The sequence below is a fragment of the Haemophilus sp. HN_Hi16 genome (assembly GCF_049823435.1).
Classification (GTDB): domain Bacteria; phylum Pseudomonadota; class Gammaproteobacteria; order Enterobacterales; family Pasteurellaceae; genus Haemophilus; species Haemophilus influenzae_D.
Window position 1 is genome coordinate 992,920 of the sequence record NZ_CP187500.1, and the last position, 16,866, is coordinate 1,009,785.

At 36.7% G+C, this 16,866-nt stretch carries 18 protein-coding genes; 7 read left to right on the top strand and 11 right to left on the bottom strand.

Annotated elements, in window-relative coordinates; all coding sequences use genetic code 11:
- The 7 genes from trxB to ydiJ all read right to left on the bottom strand — a co-directional run bounded on the left by trxB (position 1) and on the right by ydiJ (position 7,123).
- Positions 1-957, bottom strand: a complete 957-nt coding sequence (trxB, locus tag ACPT9C_RS04925; protein WP_005627209.1) for a thioredoxin-disulfide reductase — start codon at positions 955-957, stop codon at positions 1-3.
- A 73-nt stretch (positions 958-1,030) separates the two neighbouring features.
- Positions 1,031-1,888 carry a co-chaperone YbbN gene (locus ACPT9C_RS04930; protein WP_050949352.1) on the bottom strand — a complete coding sequence of 286 codons (858 nt, stop codon included), beginning with the start codon at positions 1,886-1,888 and terminating at the stop codon, positions 1,031-1,033.
- Between the two features lie 79 nt (positions 1,889-1,967).
- Positions 1,968-2,939 (bottom strand): ferrochelatase, encoded by a 972-nt coding sequence (gene hemH / locus ACPT9C_RS04935; protein ID WP_118879896.1) that lies wholly within the window; start codon positions 2,937-2,939, stop codon positions 1,968-1,970.
- Positions 2,936-3,352, bottom strand: coding sequence for a hotdog fold thioesterase (locus ACPT9C_RS04940; RefSeq protein WP_050949353.1), 417 nt, complete (start codon positions 3,350-3,352; stop codon positions 2,936-2,938). Before ACPT9C_RS04940 ends, hemH begins: the two co-directional genes overlap by 4 nt.
- Before the next feature lie 45 nt (positions 3,353-3,397).
- The gene (locus tag ACPT9C_RS04945; protein ID WP_021035459.1) at positions 3,398-3,847 is read right to left on the bottom strand and encodes a hypothetical protein; all 450 of its coding nucleotides are present in this window, start codon (positions 3,845-3,847) and stop codon (positions 3,398-3,400) included.
- A complete protein-coding gene (locus ACPT9C_RS04950; protein ID WP_050949355.1) occupies positions 3,804-3,986 on the bottom strand; it encodes a hypothetical protein in 183 nt (60 codons plus the stop codon). Before ACPT9C_RS04950 ends, ACPT9C_RS04945 begins: the two co-directional genes overlap by 44 nt.
- Before the next feature lie 53 nt (positions 3,987-4,039).
- On the bottom strand, positions 4,040-7,123 hold the full coding sequence (ydiJ, locus tag ACPT9C_RS04955) for a D-2-hydroxyglutarate dehydrogenase YdiJ (protein ID WP_118879897.1): 3,084 nt from the start codon (positions 7,121-7,123) through the stop codon (positions 4,040-4,042).
- A gap of 365 nt (positions 7,124-7,488) precedes the next feature.
- Here ydiJ and ompA point away from each other — a divergent pair, with 365 nt between their 5' ends.
- Positions 7,489-8,565 carry a porin OmpA gene (gene ompA / locus ACPT9C_RS04960; protein ID WP_118879898.1) on the top strand — a complete coding sequence of 359 codons (1,077 nt, stop codon included), beginning with the start codon at positions 7,489-7,491 and terminating at the stop codon, positions 8,563-8,565.
- Positions 8,566-8,712: 147 nt separating this feature from the next.
- The gene (grxD, locus tag ACPT9C_RS04965) at positions 8,713-9,036 is read left to right on the top strand and encodes a Grx4 family monothiol glutaredoxin (protein ID WP_005689316.1); all 324 of its coding nucleotides are present in this window, start codon (positions 8,713-8,715) and stop codon (positions 9,034-9,036) included.
- A gap of 77 nt (positions 9,037-9,113) precedes the next feature.
- Here the strand turns inward: grxD and hisC are convergent, their stop codons facing one another.
- Positions 9,114-10,214: a histidinol-phosphate transaminase gene (hisC, locus tag ACPT9C_RS04970; RefSeq protein ID WP_118879899.1), complete on the bottom strand. Its 1,101-nt coding sequence runs from the start codon at positions 10,212-10,214 to the stop codon at positions 9,114-9,116.
- Positions 10,215-10,303: 89 nt separating this feature from the next.
- A complete protein-coding gene (gene serC / locus ACPT9C_RS04975) occupies positions 10,304-11,392 on the bottom strand; it encodes a 3-phosphoserine/phosphohydroxythreonine transaminase (RefSeq protein WP_118879900.1) in 1,089 nt (362 codons plus the stop codon).
- A 190-nt stretch (positions 11,393-11,582) separates the two neighbouring features.
- Here serC and ACPT9C_RS04980 point away from each other — a divergent pair, with 190 nt between their 5' ends.
- Positions 11,583-11,927 carry a DUF496 family protein gene (locus ACPT9C_RS04980; protein WP_005653635.1) on the top strand — a complete coding sequence of 115 codons (345 nt, stop codon included), beginning with the start codon at positions 11,583-11,585 and terminating at the stop codon, positions 11,925-11,927.
- 40 nt (positions 11,928-11,967) lie between these two features.
- Here the strand turns inward: ACPT9C_RS04980 and ACPT9C_RS04985 are convergent, their stop codons facing one another.
- Positions 11,968-12,534 carry an aminotransferase class IV family protein gene (locus ACPT9C_RS04985; protein ID WP_118879901.1) on the bottom strand — a complete coding sequence of 189 codons (567 nt, stop codon included), beginning with the start codon at positions 12,532-12,534 and terminating at the stop codon, positions 11,968-11,970.
- Positions 12,535-12,665: 131 nt separating this feature from the next.
- A complete protein-coding gene (locus ACPT9C_RS04990) occupies positions 12,666-13,658 on the bottom strand; it encodes an aminodeoxychorismate synthase component I (RefSeq protein ID WP_118879902.1) in 993 nt (330 codons plus the stop codon).
- A 41-nt stretch (positions 13,659-13,699) separates the two neighbouring features.
- Here ACPT9C_RS04990 and ACPT9C_RS04995 point away from each other — a divergent pair, with 41 nt between their 5' ends.
- The 4 genes from ACPT9C_RS04995 (at position 13,700) to ACPT9C_RS05010 (ending at position 16,770) form a co-directional block, all read left to right on the top strand.
- A complete protein-coding gene (locus ACPT9C_RS04995; RefSeq protein ID WP_118879903.1) occupies positions 13,700-14,272 on the top strand; it encodes an anthranilate synthase component II in 573 nt (190 codons plus the stop codon).
- Positions 14,273-14,742: 470 nt separating this feature from the next.
- Positions 14,743-15,489: a methyltransferase regulatory domain-containing protein gene (locus ACPT9C_RS05000; protein WP_374955602.1), complete on the top strand. Its 747-nt coding sequence runs from the start codon at positions 14,743-14,745 to the stop codon at positions 15,487-15,489.
- Positions 15,462-15,620 (top strand): hypothetical protein, encoded by a 159-nt coding sequence (locus tag ACPT9C_RS05005; protein ID WP_374955601.1) that lies wholly within the window; start codon positions 15,462-15,464, stop codon positions 15,618-15,620. Before ACPT9C_RS05000 ends, ACPT9C_RS05005 begins: the two co-directional genes overlap by 28 nt.
- 151 nt (positions 15,621-15,771) lie before the next feature.
- Positions 15,772-16,770 (top strand): iron ABC transporter substrate-binding protein, encoded by a 999-nt coding sequence (locus ACPT9C_RS05010; protein ID WP_005667903.1) that lies wholly within the window; start codon positions 15,772-15,774, stop codon positions 16,768-16,770.
- Positions 16,771-16,866 lie beyond the last annotated feature (96 nt).

Here is a 16,866-nt window from a genome sequence, read left to right on the forward strand (position 1 = left end):
TTATGCTTCTTGAGCATCTAAGTAGCGTTCTGCATCCAAGGCTGCCATACAACCAGTTCCTGCAGAGGTAATGGCTTGGCGATAATTGTGATCCATTACATCGCCTGCTGCGAACACGCCTTCCACAGAAGTGGCTGTTGCATTGCCTTCAAGACCAGATTTTACAACGATATAGCCATTATTCAATTCTAGTTGCCCTTGGAAAATTTCCGTATTTGGCGAGTGACCAATGGCTACGAATAAACCATCTAATTTGAGTTCTTCTTTCTCGCCAGTTTTTGTGTTGGCTAAACGTAATCCTGTTACACCCATATTATCGCCCAATACTTCATCTAAAGTGCGGTCAGTATGAAGAACGATTTTTCCTTCTTCCACTTTTTTGTACAAACGATCGATAAGAATTTTTTCCGCACGGAAGCTATCGCGACGGTGGATTAAATGCACTGTACTTGCAATATTGGCTAAGTAAAGGGCTTCTTCCACCGCAGTATTTCCTCCACCAATCACACCGACTGGTTTATTACGATAAAAGAATCCATCACAGGTTGCACAAGCGGAAACACCACGACCTTTGTAGTTTTCTTCTGAAGGTAAGCCAATATAGCGTGCAGAGGCACCTGTTGCGATAATTAACGCATCACAAGTGAAATTTTGCACATCGCCAAAAAGTTTGAATGGGCGAGAAGACAAATCTACGCGATTGATATGATCGAAGACGATTTCTGTCTCAAATTTTTCTGCGTGTTGCAACATACGTTGCATTAAACCTGAACCAGTAGTCATCTCAAAATCGCCCGGCCAGTTTTCGATTTCATCTGTAGTGGTAAGCTGGCCACCTTGTTGTAAACCCGTTACCAATACTGGTTTTAAGTTTGCACGTGCTGCATAAATGGCTGCCGTATAACCAGCAGGGCCTGAGCCTAAAATTAAAAGTTTTGCGTGTTTGGTATCTGACATAAAGAATCCTTGTTTGTAGTTAAGTAATAATATAATGCAATAAGTTGCATTTTACTGATTATAAACTTTTTGCTTAATAAAGCAGCGAATAAAGTAATCGACGAAATTTATTTGTCAGCGGATCAGCATTGCCCATTGCGCTTAAAATAGATAAAAATTGTTGTTTAACTTCACCATTTTGCGCGCCTAAGTCGGTTTTTAAAATACCGAAAAGTAGTGTCAGTGCTTCTTCATTTCTGCTCGCTTGATGAAGCTGAACAGCAAGTTTTATTGCAATTTCAGGCGTTGGATTTTTGGCATAATCAGCTTGTAATTGTTGAATTTCAGGCGTATCTGAAGCTTGAATTTGTAGCTCAATTTGTGCCTGTAATCCGTGCCAACGACTATCACGATCTTGCAATGGAATTTGATTTAAAATTTCTTGTGCTGGCTCCGTTTTTTTCATTGCAATATAGGTTTCAGAGTAGAGTAGGGCAACATCGCTATTTTTCTTATCTGAAAGTTCCCACGCATCTTTCAATAATGGCAATGCAGCTTCGTAATTTTCTACTTGCAAGAAATCTAATGCTTGTTGGAATTTTAAATCTTCCTCTTTAGGTAAAATAATGCTTAATCGTTGGATTAATGAAGATTTATCAAGCACGCTTGGAAATGCATCTAATGCCTGTGCTTCTTTAAACAAATAGGTGGTTGGCAATGCTTGGATGCGGAATTGTGCGGCAATCATTCGCTCTTTTTCACAATTTACTTTTCCAAGAATAAATTGTCCTTGATATTGTTCTGCAACTTGCTCAAGTAGCACCAAAAAATCTGCCGATTCTTTATGCGTTGGCGCATAAAAATTGATGACAAGTGGTTTTTCTAAGGATTGTTGCAGTATTTCAGTAAGATTTTGTTCGTTGATCTCAACGATAAAAGGAAAATCAGCCATGTTTTATCCTTGTGAAAAAAATAATGGCTGATTTTAGCAAAGTGCGGAAGATTTTAGAAACGTTTTACCATTTCTATTATTAAGTAAGTTTTTCTAGGATCAATTTTCCCATCATTTTAATATGTGCATGCTCTACATTAAGTGCAGGAATATATTGATAAGATTGTCCGCCATTGTTTAGGAAATTTTCTCGATTTTCTTCGTCAATTTCTTCAATGGTTTCTAAACAATCTACGGAGAAACCCGGGCAAATAACGGCAATTTTTTGAATGTTCTGTGCTGCAGCAGATTCTAAAAATTTATCGGTATAAGGTTGCAGCCATTCTTCACGGCCAAAGCGAGATTGAAACGTCATTCTCCATTGGTTTTCTGTTAAGCCCAGCTTATTAACAACTGCAATAGTCGTTTGTTTACAATGTTCACGATAATAATCGCCCATTTTTTCGTAACGCAGAGGAATACCGTGATAAGAAAATAACAAAAACTCATCGGATTTTAACCGCACTTTTATGGAGTCGGCTAAGGCATTAATGTAATTTTCATCAATATGATAAGAATGGATGAAATCAAAAGGCAGTAATCCTCGTTCTTCTTTAAGAGCGTTAGCGAAAGCATCAAATACTGCGCCTGTAGTTGAGCTAGAGTATTGCGGATAAAGAGGCAAGACAATAATTCGCTCAACTTGATTTTTAAGCAAATTTTTCACCGCACTTTGCATTGATGGATTGCCATAAGTCATGGCAATTTCTACTTGAGTATCGATATTTTGATTATCTAAATAGGCTTGTAATGCGTCTTTTTGTTGTCGTGAAATAGCAAGTAAAGGCGATCCTTGCTCTGTCCAAATGGCTTGATAATTTTTGGCGATACGTTTTGAACGCAATGGCAAAATAATGGCTTTGAGTAGAGGATACCATTTGCAACGGGGTAAATCGACCACGCGAGGATCCGTTAAGAATTGCCATAAATAACGGCTAATTGACTTTGGCGTTGGGCTATCTGGCGTGCCTAGATTGGCAAGTAATACGCCGATTTTTGCTGGTTTTGTCATAAATTGATTACGGAAAGGGTTAATCTAGAAACACAACAAAGTTTATTCTCTTCTGTGCGGATGTCAATTTGCCAAACTTGGATATTTCTGCCCAAATTAATTGGCGTGGCTCTTGCAGTTACTTTACCTGAACGAACAGGGCGAAGATGATTGGCGTTAATATCTAATCCCACCACAGTTTTGCCTTCTTCCAAACAAAGCGAACCCGCAAGAGAACCAATTGTTTCAGCTAAAGCAACCGAAACCCCACCGTGCAACACACCAAACGGCTGCATAGTACGATGATCCACTGGCATCGTCGCTTCAATCCAATCCTCGCCAAAAGCAGAAATTTCAATGCCAAGATGGCTAACTGCACTGTTAGCACAAATTTGATTTAAGTTTTCAAGGGTAAAAGTTTTTTTCCAGAGCATTTTTATCTTTATAAAAAATAAAGGTAAATTATTAGACTTACTTCATTAATAATTGCCTTTTTTAATTAATGTATCGACGGTCATTTTGATTTTTTTCAAGATTGCTTCATTATTTTTTTCATTTAATGAGCCAAACATTTTATCGTGCGTGATTAAAAATCTGACAGAAAAACTATATTCTCCTCGTTGATCCTCATTATCTTTTCTTAATACGATTAAAGGGTCATTCTTTTCTGAAATTCTAGCGTGATAAAGTTCTAAATACCAAGGGATAGCGTATTTACCCAGATCAGAACGTTTTAAACGACCAACTTTGCGATCACTATAATTTTCGTAAACTTCAACAAACCCTTGTTGTTCCCATTTATCAAGTAATTCAAAAACATCCATTGCGTAATTATCGATGTCTTCATCACTAAAACCTAGTTCTCGACTGATTTCTCTAAACAATTTATGTAGAGAAACTTTTGCTGGAATCTTTATTACATTTGCCATAATTGTAAATTTCCATAAATTTTTTTAAACGCTCTTCACGTGTTTCGCCTGTGATTCTGGTGCTTTCAATATGATTGCCCAGCTTTATCAGCTCATTAATGAGTTCTTGATTGGTTGGTGGTGAAAAATGTCTAGACATATTTCCTCCTTAGTAGTATCAAGTTTTGATGTTATTGTGGCATAAGTTCTCTTTTATTCCAATATTTCTAATAACGCCTGCACAGGATGCTTCAACACCACATGTTCATAACGTTTTACTTGACTGCGGCAAGAATAACCGGTTGCTAAACAAAAGTGCGGATCTTTTCCATGTAGTTTTTTATGCCATGATACATCGTAGATTTCTCGGCTCATTTTTTGATTTTGCACTTCATGTCCAAATACACCAGCCATACCGCAACAGCCTACTTTTTCTACATTCAGTTGTTGTCCAAATCTTCCAAAAATTTCTTGCCATTCTTTTGGACTATTCGGCATAAAAGTAGATTCCGTACAATGAGGGAATAAATACCAACCTAAAGTGCGGTCAGTTTTGGCGATGTTTTTTAACTTCTCTTGCAAATCCGCATTTTGTAATCTTTGTTTTAACCATTCGTGAGCAGTGAGAACGTGAAAATCGCCCCGTTTTTCTTGTAGTGCTTCTTTATATTCATCTCGATAAGACAGCACGATGGCTGGATCAATGCCTACAAGTGGAATGCCTAATTTTGCCATTCGATTTAAAAACTCGGCTTGGTTTTGGGCTGTTTTGCTAAAGCGTTTTAAGAAGCCTTTAATGTGCATTGCTTTGCCGTTTGGTTTAAATGGCAACAGAATTGGTGTGAAGCCTAATTTCTGCGTAAGCATAACAAAATCGCGTACCACTTTCGCATCATAGTAAGAGGTATAAGGATCTTGCACAATAAATAAAACATTGTTTTTTTCTACCGCACTTAGGTTTTCCAATTCTTCTAAGGATTTTCCTTGATAATGAATTTCTACCAGCTGTTGTTGCAAATTGGGTTCAGAAAGCAAGGGCAAATCGGTCATGCCTAGCGTTTTTTCCACTAATGTTTGCGTGATTTTTAGCTTGGTAAAATAATTAAACAATTTTGCCTGTTTTGCCATATAAGGCGCAGCGATTTCTAAATTTGCCACAACGTGATCTTTTGCCGGTCGTAAGTAGCGACTGTGATAAAAATGAAAGAATTTCGCACGGAAACTTGGCACATCAATTTTAATCGGGCATTGACTCGCACAGGCTTTACAAGCAAGGCAAGTATCCATTGCAGCTTTCACTTCGTGAGAAAAATCATAATCGCCTCGCCATTTTTGAACCGTATTGCTTAGTCTTTTCACAAGTGCGGTTAGTTTTATTTCTGTTTTACGGAAGTCTAATTGTTCGGGCGAAACATTTTCATTTGCCATCAATCGCAGCCATTCTCGCACCATCGCAGCGCGACCTTTCGGCGAAAATACACGGTTTTTACTGACTTTCATTGATGGACACATAATACTGTGTTCATCAAAATTAAAACATAAACCGTTTCCATTGCAGTTCATCGCACCCTTAAATTCATCACGCATTTGGATAGGAATTTGGCGATCCTTATCAGCCCGCATTGGCGAAAGAATAGAATAAAGTTCCTCTTTGGAATCTAAAGGCGTACAGATTTTGCCGGGGTTTAAGCGATTGTTCGGATCGAATAAGGTTTTGATATAACGAAGTTCGTGCCAGAGTTCTGGCGTAAAGAATTTTTCGCCGTAATGGGAACGCACGCCTTTTCCGTGTTCTCCCCAAAGTAATCCACCATATTTAATTGTAAGTTCTGCCACTTCATCTGAAATTTGTTTAAATAATTTCACTTGTTCTTTATCGCATAAATCAAGTGCAGGGCGAACGTGCAACACGCCTGCATCCACGTGACCAAACATGCCATATTGTAAATTGTGTTTATCTAATAAAGCACGAAATTCACTGATGTAATCCGCAAGATTTTCTGGGGGAACACAAGTATCTTCTACAAAAGGAATCGGTTTGGCTGCACCTTTTGCATTACCAAGTAAGCCCACCGCTTTTTTTCGCATTGCATAAATTCGTTCAATAGACGGTAAATCAGAACAGACTTGATAGCCAATAATGTGATCTTGATTGTGTTCAATTTTTTCATCAAGTGAGTGACAAAGTGCGGTGACTTGGCGGTCGATTTTTTCTTTATTATTACCGGCAAATTCCACAATATTTAAACCGAGAATTGGATCTTCTTCATCTTCTGTCAGAAGTTCATTCACAGAGTGCCAAATAATATCTTGTTTGGCGAGGTTTAAGACTTTGGAATCAACAGTTTCCACAGAAAGCGCATTGGCTTTGACCATAAAAGGTGCATTGCGTAATGCCGCATCAAAAGAACGATATTTAATATTGATGAGCGTGCGATACTGCGGAATTGGCAGAAGATTGAGTTTGGCTTCGCAAATAAATGCGAGAGAACCTTCAGAGCCAGTGAGAATTCTCGTAAGATTAAATTCACTTTCATCTTCATTGAATACATTTTTCAGATCGTATCCCGTTAAAAAACGGTTAAGTTGTGGCAAATCTTTAATGATTGCCGCTCTTTTTTCTTTGCAGTGTTGTGCGATTGTTTGGTGGAGCTTTTTGCTGTTTTCACTTAATTCAAGCGCATCAATGTTTTCTAAAACATCAACAGAATTGACCGCACTTGTATCTAAAATCTCACCGTTCATTAATACTGCGCGTAATGCTAAAACGTGATTAGAGGTTTTACCATATTGTAATGAACCTTGCCCCGAGGCATCCGTATTAATCATTCCACCTAAAGTCGCTCGATTGCTGGTGGATAACTCTGGGGCAAAGAATAAGCCATATGGTTTTAAAAATTGATTAAGTTGATCTTTTACTACGCCAGCTTGTACTCGAACCCAACGTTCTTTTACATTGAGTTCTAAAATGGCAGTCATATGACGAGAAAGATCCACTACTATATTGTTATTAAGGGATTGACCATTGGTGCCAGTGCCGCCGCCGCGAGGCGTAAAGCTGATTGATTGATATTCAGGTAAATTTGCCAATTTGGTTATACGTACTATATCAGCTACAGTTTTCGGAAAAAGAATCGCTTGTGGAAGTTGTTGATAAACGCTGTTATCCGTAGCCAGGCTTAATCTATCCGAATAATTTGTCGCAATATCTCCCTCAAAATGTTGGCGTTGAAGATCGTCAAGATAATCAAGTACATATTGTTCAATTTGAGGAATGCGATTTAGACTTGGCAACATAGTATTTGACCCATTTAAACATATCAGATGGAGGCTTTGATAATATCCTAAGGCTAGAATAATGTCGATCAGGAAAGAGAGGGGAGAAAGTAAAAAGTCTGTTTAAGAAAGCGTTATTTTGAATAAAAACTAAACAAATAATTCAAAATAATTTGATCTTTTTAAAATTCATAGGATAATGATCACACTTTTGAACGTTCCTTTGGGGAAAACATAAACAAAGGAATTGAGTTTGTAAAAAGGTAGCAATGAGGCAAATTCAAACCCTCGTTAAGTACTGTTTAGAAGATAACTTTGATTAAAAGTTCGGTCTAAACGGGAATAATTTTTTATTACTATTCGATGACTAAATAGAGGACATCAAAATGAAAAAAACTGCAATCGCATTAGTAGTTGCTGGCTTAGCAGCAGCTTCAGTAGCTCAAGCAGCTCCACAAGAAAATACTTTCTACGCAGGCGTTAAAGCTGGTCAAGGATCTTTCCATGATGGTATTAACAATAATGGCGCAATTCAAGAGCATTTAACACTTAGTTATGGTTACAGACGCAATACTTTCACTTATGGTGTATTTGGTGGTTACCAAATTTTAAATCAAGATAATTTTGGTTTAGCTGCTGAATTAGGTTACGATGATTTTGGTCGTGTAAAACTTCGTGCAGAAGGAAAAACTAAAGCTAAACATACTAACCACGGTGCGCACTTAAGCTTAAAAGGCAGCTATGAAGTGTTAGACGGTTTAGATGTTTATGGCAAAGCAGGTGTTGCTTTAGTACGTTCTGATTATAAATTTTATGAAGCTCCAAACAGTACTCGTGACCACAATAAAGGTCGTCATAGCTTGCGTACCTCTGGTTTATTCTCTGTAGGTGCAGAATACGCAGTATTACCAGAATTAGCAGTTCGTTTAGAATACCAATGGCTAACTCGCGTAGGTAAATTCCGTGAACAAAATAGACCAAATAGTGCAATTAACTACAACCCTTGGATTGGTTCTATCAATGCGGGTATTTCTTACCGCTTTGGTCAAGGCGAAGCACCAGTTGTTGCAGCACCTGAAATGGTAAGCAAAACTTTCAGCTTAAATTCTGATGTAACTTTTGCATTTGGTAAAGCAAACTTAAAACCTCAAGCACAAGCAACATTAGACAGCGTCTATGGCGAAATTTCACAAGTTAAAAGTGCAAAAGTAGCGGTTGCTGGTTACACTGACCGTATTGGTTCTGATGCGTTCAACGTAAAACTTTCTCAAGAACGTGCAGATTCAGTAGCTAACTACTTTGTTGCTAAAGGTGTTGCAGCAGACGCAATCTCTGCAACTGGTTACGGTGAAGCAAACCCAGTAACTGGCGCAACTTGTGACCAAGTTAAAGGTCGTAAAGCACTTATCGCTTGTCTTGCTCCAGACCGTCGTGTAGAAATCGCGGTAAACGGTACTAAATAATTTTAGTCGTTTAACGAAAGATTAAATACAGGAAAAGGCTTAAACTTCGGTTTAGGCCTTTTGTTTTAAATGAAACTAAAACCAAGCATTTTAATCAAGTTTTAACTTGTGATAGAATGCTTACCTCGTTTATTTATAGGAAACATTATGGAAACCTTAGACAAGATCAAAAAGCAAATTAGTGAAAACCCCATTCTTATTTATATGAAAGGTTCGCCAAAATTTCCATCTTGTGGTTTTTCTGCTCGTGCATCTGAGGCATTAATGAATTGCAAAGTGCCTTTTGGTTATGTAGATATTTTGCAACATCCAGATATTCGTGCTGAGTTACCAACATATGCAAATTGGCCAACTTTCCCACAATTATGGGTTGAAGGCGAATTAATTGGAGGTTGCGATATTATTTTAGAAATGTATCAAGCAGGCGAATTGCAAACTTTATTAGCTGAAGTGGCAGCAAAACACGCTTAATCACATTTAGAAAAATAAAACCCGCAATAAGCGGGTTTTTTATATAATAAATTTACCTTTCATTATTGAATAATAGATTAAGCAAACTTTAATACCTTAGAAAGTGCGGTGAAAAATTTATCGTTTTCTTCAGGTAAACCAATACTTATGCGTAAATGATTTGGCATACCATAACCAGCAATTGGGCGAACGATTACACCTTCTCGCAATAACGCATCATAAATTGGTGCGGCAGGTTGTTTGAAATCAATGGTTATAAAATTTCCTTTGGAGGGAATATAGTCCAATTGATTTTTTTGACAAAAGTCTTCATAACGTCGCATTTCTATTCGATTATTTTCAACGACTTTTTCAACAAATTCATCATCATTCATTACGGCAACAGCAGCGGTTAATGCCAAAGAATTACAATTAAATGGTTGTCTAACTCGATTTAATAAATCCGCGATTTCAGGATTAGATACGGCATAACCAATGCGTAAACCTGCCAAGCCATAGGCTTTAGAAAGAGAGCGTGAAATAATCAAATTTGAATATTTTTTTAATAAACTGAAAGAGTCTACTCGTTCTTCAGCTTTGGTAAATTCCGTGTAGGCTTCATCTAATACCACGATTACATTTGAGGGGACTTTTGCTAAAAAATCTTCAATTTCTTGTGATGTTAAAAAATTACCCGTTGGATTATTGGGATTAGCAATGTAAACGAGCTTTGTTTTATCAGAAAGTGCGGTTAAAAATCCTTGTAAATTATGCCCCCAATTTTTAGCTGGAATTTCTTTTGCAACGGCATTTATCGCTTTAGTCACTAAAGGATAAACAATAAAGGCATATTGTGAATAAATGATTTCATCGCCTTCTGCTGCGAAAGTGTGAGCAAAAAGTTCTAATAAATCATTTGATCCATTTCCGAGCGTAATTTGATTTGGTTGAACGCCAAATTTGTTTGCGATAGTTTGTTTTAGTTCAAAGCCATTGGCATCAGGATAACGAGTTAGTTTATCTAATTGTTCGAAAATTGCTTTTTTTGCACTTTCTGGAAAACCAAATGGGTTTTCGTTTGAGGCAAGTTTAACGATATTGGAAATACCAAGTTCTCGTTCTAATTCTTCAATGGGTTTGCCTGCTTGGTAAGGGGACAAGGATTTTACGCCACAATTGGCAATGTTGATGTACTGCATAGTGTTATTTGTAAATATTGATATGGGTTAGGATTAATTTTCAAATAAATTTGGGCGTAGTAAATATGCCCATTGAAAATGTTCTTTAACTATTGAGGAAGATTTTCAGCTTCAAATTTTTTCATAAATGTAATCAGTGCTTCAACACCATCTTGCGACATTGCGTTATAAATAGATGCACGCATTCCACCTAAAACCTTATGACCTTTCAAGGCTTGCAAGCCCGCAGCAGTAGACTCTGCGACAAATTTTGCATCTAATTCTGCATCGCCTGTGATGAAAGTGACATTCATTGTTGAGCGGTTTTCTTTTGCTACCACATTGCGATAAAGTTTGCTCGAATCAATATAATCATAAAGAGTTTGTGCTTTTAGCACATTACGTTTTGCGATTACTTCTAAGCCGCCTATTTCTTTAAGATGTTTAAATACGAGGGAACATAAATACCACGCAAAAGTTGGGGGCGTGTTGATCATTGAATCTGCATCACGTTGAGTTGCATAATTCCAAATAGATGGGGTTTCTTTACGTGCATTACCGATTAAATCATCGCGAATAATCACTAACGTAATACCCGCAGGGCCAAGATTTTTTTGCGCCCCTGCATAAATTACACCAAATTTACTGATATCGATTTGACGTGAAAGAATATTTGAAGACATATCTGCGACCAATACGGCATCGCCCACATTTGGTACATCAAAAATTTCTACACCACTGATAGTTTCGTTCGGGCAATAATGAACGTAGCCATATTGATCAGCGATATGGCTAAAATCAAGATCGGTAATTCGGGTTTGTTCGCCATTTTCTACGATAGTGATTTCATCAATTTCTGCAAAATTTCTTGCTTCTTTTGCCGCTGTAGCTGACCAATGCCCACTATTTAAATAAAGGGCTTTGCCTTTTTTACCGATTAAGTTCATCGGAATCGCGGCAAATTGACCGCGAGCGCCACCTTGTAAGAAAAGTACGAGATAGTTATCAGGAATATTGTAAACCTCACGTAGATCTTTTTCCGCTTGGGTAACGAGTTCCATAAAATACTTTCCGCGATGGCTTACTTCCATTACAGAAACACCTTGATTGAGCCAGTTTATAAGTTCATTTTGTGCTTTTTGCAACACTTCTGGGAAAATCATCGCAGGGCCTGCGCTAAAATTAAAGACTTGTGACATTGTATTTCCTTGCTTTTTATGAAAATAATGGTGTCTTTTTTATCACTACAAAAATCGATAATCAATGCTTTTTACTGAAATCAAAAAAATTCTTTCTATCATTCATAAAATAGAGGGTAAATTTTGACGATTGATTAAAAAAAAGCTAAATTACGGCACAGTCATTTTATTTATTTTAAAGGGAGTTGTTATGGAAATTGTGAATAAACAATCTTTTCAAGATGTGTTGGAATACGTGCGTATGTATCGTTTAAAAAATAGAATTAAACGAGATATGGAAGACAATAATCGTAAGATTCGCGATAACCAAAAACGCATATTGTTATTGGATAATTTAAATCAATATATTCGTGATGATATGACTATTGCAGAAGTACGCGGAATTATTGAAAGTATGCGTGATGATTATGAAAGCCGTGTGGATGATTACACAATTCGCAATGCTGAACTTTCTAAGCAACGCCGTGAAGCGAGTACGAAAATGAAAGAACAGAAAAAAGCACACGCAGAATTATTGAAAAATGCTGAAAAATAATAGGATAACTAGAGCCGACTGAATCAGTCGGCTTATTTTTTTATAAGCCATTCATTGCGTTAATGATTTTAATTTCGTCAAAATTGACAATATCTTCTTGGAATATTGTGCGTTCTTGAATTTTCCCTTCTTGTAATAATTTTTCTCGTTGTGTGCCTAAAAGCAATGGCGTGTCTGGCGTGTACCATTTTTTTTCTTGGCGAAAAATTAAATTACCGATGGAACAATCTGTCACTTTTCCATTTTTGATAATCATAATTTCATCACAAGTACCACGTTGAGCAAATAATGTATTAATTAAACTGCGATCTAAATATTTCAAACTATATTCAATGTCATCACAAATTACAGGTTGAAAAGTGCGGTAGATTTTTCGTTGGTATTCAAAATATTGAATTTGTGTGGTTTCGGCATTGTAATCAATGCGGCAGCGAACTAATCGATTTTGTAAGGGCGCAGGAAGTTGAATGAGTGAAAAAAGATTAAAAATTTTCACCGCACTTTTACCATAATATTCACGCAAACTACGTTCATATCGCACTTGGTGTAAATCGATATTTTGAATTTTCCCGTTTTCAATACAAAGGGTTTCAAATAGAGGGAACATTAAAGTATTCCTGTTAGTTATTGACTAGGGTAAGCATAATTAAACCGATTTTGGGGCGGTAGTTAGAAATACCCCAAGGGGGAATAACTATGCGTAACCGTGGGTACACTTACCCACGGTATAACAGATTTTTATATCGCGTAAGTTTCTGAAATAGGTAAATAGACTTTTTCTAATAATTCTTCATATTCATCTTGCACATTGCTATGAATGGTAATTCCCCCTCCACTATGAAAATAACATTTTTCATCTACTTGAGAAATAAATCGAATTGCCACCGCACTTTGTAGTGTTTTGCCATCAAATATGCCAAAAATTCCCGTGTAATAACCGCGCTTTTGTTTTTCTGCTTGTTGAATAATTTGTGTGGTTTTTTCTTTTGGTGCGCCGCTAATGGAACCAGCAGGCAAGAGTTTCGATAAAATATCCCCAATTTGATTTTGCCAGTTTTCATTCAATTTTCCGCAAATTTCAGAACTGGTTTGCAGTATTTCGCCTTTCTGGGTCTTGATACGATCGATATAACGAAATTTTTTCACCTGAATGTTTTCTGCCACCATGGATAAATCATTACGCATTAAATCAACAATTGTGTAATGCTCGCGTTGTTCTTTTTCATTTGTGATTAACTGATTTTCTGCATCGGGCAGAGAGGCGTTAATTGTCCCTTTCATGGGATAAGTAAAAATGCGGCTATCCTGAATATTGACAAAACATTCTGGTGAGAAGCAAACAAATTGATCTTGTAACCACAATTTATAAGGCGCATTGGTTTGATGAAAAATTTGTTCAAGTGAAATATTGCCTGAAATTTCAGTAGGATAAGTGAGATTCAATAAATAAGAATTGCCTTTTTGTAATTCATTTTGAACAAGTTCAAAACCTTGTTGATAATGCGAGAAAGGCATTGGATGTTTGGTAAAATTAAGAGGGAGAGGTCGTGGAGAAATTGTGCAATTTCTTTTGCCTAAAATATCAAAATAAATGCCTTGTTGTGCAGAATTTTCGAGAGGACAAATCAATGGTTTTTCTTTTTCAAAATCAATAAGAAAGAAAAATGGCGTGCGTTGTTTGCCATAATGATTAGCCTGTTCAATAAAATGTTGCATTGTGCTTTGTGCCATTTTGCGTAAAATGACCCGATTATAACGAATACCGAACTGTTATGAAATTACTCATCATTAATAATCACGATTCTTTTACTTTTAACTTGGTGGATTTAATTCGAAAATTAAATGTGCCTTATGATGTTTTAAACGTAGAAGATTTGAAAGAAAATACAGCGGAAAATTATAGCCATATATTGATTTCGCCAGGGCCTGATATACCACGCGCTTATCCACAACTTTTTTCCATGTTGGAAAAATATCATCAGCAAAAATCTATTTTAGGTGTGTGTTTAGGGCATCAAACCTTATGTGAATTTTTTGGTGGTACATTGTATAACTTAGAGAATGTTCGTCACGGGCAGAAACGAACATTAAAAGTGCGGTCAAATTCTCCATTGTTTTTTGATCTTCCAACTGAATTTAATATCGGACTATATCATTCTTGGGGCGTGCAGAAAGACGATTTTCCTCATAGCCTAGAAATTACCGCACTTTGTGATGAAGATGTAGTGATGGCAATGCAACATAAATCTTTACCAATTTATAGCGTTCAGTTTCATCCAGAATCTTATATGTCAGACTTTGGAGAGCAAATTTTGCGTAATTGGTTGGCGATTCCTGCTATCTAATTCTGAATGGGCATATAATACACCACCAAATTCCACACTTGATCTATGAAAAAGAATCAGAGGTATATCAAAGCAAATTATTAGTTCATATTGTTTCTTTCAAACTAAGTAATAAAACTACGTTACATCCTATTATTTTTGTAGATTTCCTCCGATTTACCCATCGTAAATCAACAAACATTTCCCCCGCTCTGTTTTTGTGTCAATTCACTTTACAATATTGCACTTCAAAAATATTGAAAATTTCTACATTAACAGGATAAATAATGGCAACTCAACTCAACTCAACTCAACTCAACTCAGCATAATCGCTACGATGAACTAGGATACTATTCAAAACCCTTTGCTTATACGAGTATTTCGCTTTTGGAAGGGAATGCGACCTTTGGGGATTAAAGTCGCCAGCACTCAAAGGGGCTAAAGTATTAGAATTAGGTTTTTCTTTTGGTGGTAACCTAATTTCTCAAGCAATTTATTATCCAGATACGGAATTTGTTGGCGTGGATTTAGCAGATAGTCAAATTACCCAAGGTAATGAAATTATTCAATCAATGGGCTTAACCAATGTGCGTTTAGAAACAAAAAATATTCTTGATATTACGCCTGAATTTGGCATGTTTGACTATATTATCGTGCATGGTATTTATTCTTGGGTGCCTGATAATGTGAAAGATAAAATTCTTGAAATTTGTCGTGAAAATTTAACCTCAAACGGTATTGCTTATATTTCTTATAATACCTACCCAGGTTGGAAAAGCCGCGAAGTTGCACGGGATATTATGCTTTATGCCAATAAATATACGCAAGATTTGCCACTTGCAGAACAAACTCGTCGTGGTAAAGTGGTGGTTCAATTATTTTCTGATGCGATTAAATCCATTGCCTCTGAAAAAATAAAAAATCATAGCCGAGTGGATAATTTTGATAGTATTCAAATACATAGTGATCATTATGTTGCACACGAATATCTTGAATACCACAATCATCCAATTTATCTTCATCAATTTGTGGATAGTGTCAATCAACATCAATTAGCTTATATTGGCGATACCAGTTTCCAACTTTCCTATATTTCTTGGATGCCTCACCATTTGAGAGAAATGATCGATCAATTATCTGAGACTGATTATGTCGCCCGTGAGCAATGCCTTGATTATCTTTACGATGTGGCATTTAGACGAAGTTTGTTATGTCATCAGCATTACAAGGCTATTTAATTCAAAATGAATATAAAGATATGAACAACAATGATAAGTTGATTGATGAAACTTATCATTGCACTGAGTTGTTTAATGCGCTTTGTGATGTATTAACAAGATTAGGCTATATCCAGCCTGTAAACCTATAATCTATGTATGGTTCGTTTAATGTACCGTTTTGTTTTTCATCTAAATATCAATTTAAATTGAGAACTATTTGCATTTAAATAAAATTAGGCATAGAATAGCCACAATTCAGGCTGAACTGAATAATTTGCACTCAACATAAGGAGCTTTTCAATGCAATTTAAACATTTCAAACTTGCTACCCTTGCGGCAGCACTTGCTTTTTCTGCTAATAGTTTTGCTGATATTACCGTTTATAATGGTCAGCACAAAGAAGCCGCTACGGCTGTGGCAAAAGCCTTTGAACAGGAAACAGGCATTAAAGTTACGCTAAATAGCGGGAAAAGTGAGCAACTTGCAGGTCAATTAAAAGAAGAAGGCGATAAAACACCAGCCGATGTTTTCTATACTGAACAAACAGCGACTTTTGCCGATCTTTCTGAAGCAGGGCTTTTAGCACCAATTTCAGAACAAACCATTCAACAAACCGCACAAAAAGGCGTACCACTTGCACCGAAAAAAGACTGGATTGCATTAAGTGGCCGTTCTCGCGTAGTGGTTTACGATCACACTAAATTATCTGAAAAAGATATGGAAAAATCAGTGCTTGATTATGCAACACCAAAATGGAAAGGCAAAATCGGTTATGTATCAACTTCTGGCGCGTTCTTAGAGCAAGTTGTTGCGTTAAGCAAAATGAAAGGGGACAAAGTTGCGCTTAATTGGTTAAAAGGTTTAAAAGAGAACGGAAAACTTTACGCTAAAAATAGTGTGGCATTACAAGCGGTTGAAAATGGCGAAGTACCTGCTGCGTTAATCAATAACTATTATTGGTATAACCTAGCAAAAGAAAAAGGCGTGGAAAACCTAAAAAGCCGTCTTTATTTTGTTCGCCACCAAGATCCAGGTGCGTTAGTTAGCTATTCAGGTGCAGCAGTATTGAAAGCTTCTAAAAATCAAGCTGAAGCACAAAAATTTGTTGATTTCTTAGCGAGTAAAAAAGGTCAAGAGGCATTAGTGGCAGCGCGTGCAGAATATCCGTTACGTGCTGATGTGGTTTCGCCATTTAATCTTGAACCTTATGAAAAATTAGAAGCACCAGTGGTGTCCGCAACAACAGCTCAAGATAAAGAACATGCGATCAAATTAATTGAAGAAGCTGGATTGAAATAATCCAAATATTGCGTGCGTGTATTTGAAAAAATTCACGCACGCGTTTACAATTCTCTAACAAAATTAACCGCTTGCGTGCGTGAACTGAAAGGTTCA

Coding starts and splice junctions, on each gene's coding strand:
- ACPT9C_RS05005 (WP_374955601.1), top strand. CDS start 15,462: ATGTCATCAGCATTACAAGGCTATTTAATTCAAAATGAATATAAAGAT.
- ACPT9C_RS04950 (WP_050949355.1), bottom strand. CDS start 3,986: ATGTCTAGACATTTTTCACCACCAACCAATCAAGAACTCATTAATGAG.
- hisC (WP_118879899.1), bottom strand. CDS start 10,214: ATGCAGTACATCAACATTGCCAATTGTGGCGTAAAATCCTTGTCCCCT.
- ACPT9C_RS05010 (WP_005667903.1), top strand. CDS start 15,772: ATGCAATTTAAACATTTCAAACTTGCTACCCTTGCGGCAGCACTTGCT.
- ACPT9C_RS04985 (WP_118879901.1), bottom strand. CDS start 12,534: ATGTTCCCTCTATTTGAAACCCTTTGTATTGAAAACGGGAAAATTCAA.
- trxB (WP_005627209.1), bottom strand. CDS start 957: ATGTCAGATACCAAACACGCAAAACTTTTAATTTTAGGCTCAGGCCCT.
- ACPT9C_RS04990 (WP_118879902.1), bottom strand. CDS start 13,658: ATGGCACAAAGCACAATGCAACATTTTATTGAACAGGCTAATCATTAT.
- ACPT9C_RS04980 (WP_005653635.1), top strand. CDS start 11,583: ATGGAAATTGTGAATAAACAATCTTTTCAAGATGTGTTGGAATACGTG.
- hemH (WP_118879896.1), bottom strand. CDS start 2,939: ATGACAAAACCAGCAAAAATCGGCGTATTACTTGCCAATCTAGGCACG.
- grxD (WP_005689316.1), top strand. CDS start 8,713: ATGGAAACCTTAGACAAGATCAAAAAGCAAATTAGTGAAAACCCCATT.
- ACPT9C_RS04940 (WP_050949353.1), bottom strand. CDS start 3,352: ATGCTCTGGAAAAAAACTTTTACCCTTGAAAACTTAAATCAAATTTGT.
- ydiJ (WP_118879897.1), bottom strand. CDS start 7,123: ATGTTGCCAAGTCTAAATCGCATTCCTCAAATTGAACAATATGTACTT.
- ACPT9C_RS04930 (WP_050949352.1), bottom strand. CDS start 1,888: ATGGCTGATTTTCCTTTTATCGTTGAGATCAACGAACAAAATCTTACT.
- ACPT9C_RS04995 (WP_118879903.1), top strand. CDS start 13,700: ATGAAATTACTCATCATTAATAATCACGATTCTTTTACTTTTAACTTG.
- ompA (WP_118879898.1), top strand. CDS start 7,489: ATGAAAAAAACTGCAATCGCATTAGTAGTTGCTGGCTTAGCAGCAGCT.
- serC (WP_118879900.1), bottom strand. CDS start 11,392: ATGTCACAAGTCTTTAATTTTAGCGCAGGCCCTGCGATGATTTTCCCA.
- ACPT9C_RS04945 (WP_021035459.1), bottom strand. CDS start 3,847: ATGGCAAATGTAATAAAGATTCCAGCAAAAGTTTCTCTACATAAATTG.